We start from the raw sequence: 723 nt of genomic DNA on the forward strand, positions 1-723 counted from the left end.
TTTAGAACTAGTTAGTGATTACCATAAGCAGCCTGATAAGTTTGTTTTTTTTTTTTGGTAGCAGGACTTTCTCAGCCACTCTTCACGTCGTGGTCAAATTTGCTCATGGGTTTCATAAAAGAAGCAGGTCAAGGAAATCTTACATTCGACGATTCAGAACTTTATCAATACATAAAAAATGGACAAAATTATTTAGATATTGCAGAAGTTTGTGTAGAGGCTATGGGAGGAAACCGATACAGAGATCTTATGGAGAGCACTTTCGATAAGGATTTACATGAGCAAGATATTCCAGAAAGTTATAAAGCGTTAATGGATTTATCGCCAAAAGCGATCATTACGACAAACTATGATCGAATACCTGAAATAGCAGGTAATGGTAAATATCGAATATATACCAACAAAAATGCACCTGAAGCATTACGAAACTTTACTAATGGAAAAGAATCAGTTTTCAAAATACATGGCGACATTACCGATCAATCAAGTATTGTATTAACAACTACAGATTATCAAAAAATCATTAACAATAATGAAGCGACTAAAACATTATTGACAGGATTGTTGTCCACTAAAAAGCTTATATTTATAGGTTTTTCATTGAGTGATCCTCATATAGACATTATTTTAGAAAAAATGAAAGCTATTAATGCTGGTCTTCCTCAGTCTCACTATGTGCTTTTAAATGAAGTTTCAAAGTTCAAATGCGGTGTTTTTCAAGAC

At 33.1% G+C, this 723-nt stretch carries 1 protein-coding gene; it reads left to right on the top strand.

The genetic code is table 11. The features are described 5' to 3' along the window. Positions 1-105: 105 nt before the first annotated feature. Positions 106-723: SIR2 family NAD-dependent protein deacylase (locus RH85_RS12645; RefSeq protein ID WP_006712752.1), on the top strand; the 618-nt coding region annotated here is incomplete at its 3' end.

It is taken from the genome of Vibrio ichthyoenteri ATCC 700023 (assembly GCF_000222605.1).
GTDB lineage: Bacteria > Pseudomonadota > Gammaproteobacteria > Enterobacterales > Vibrionaceae > Vibrio > Vibrio ichthyoenteri.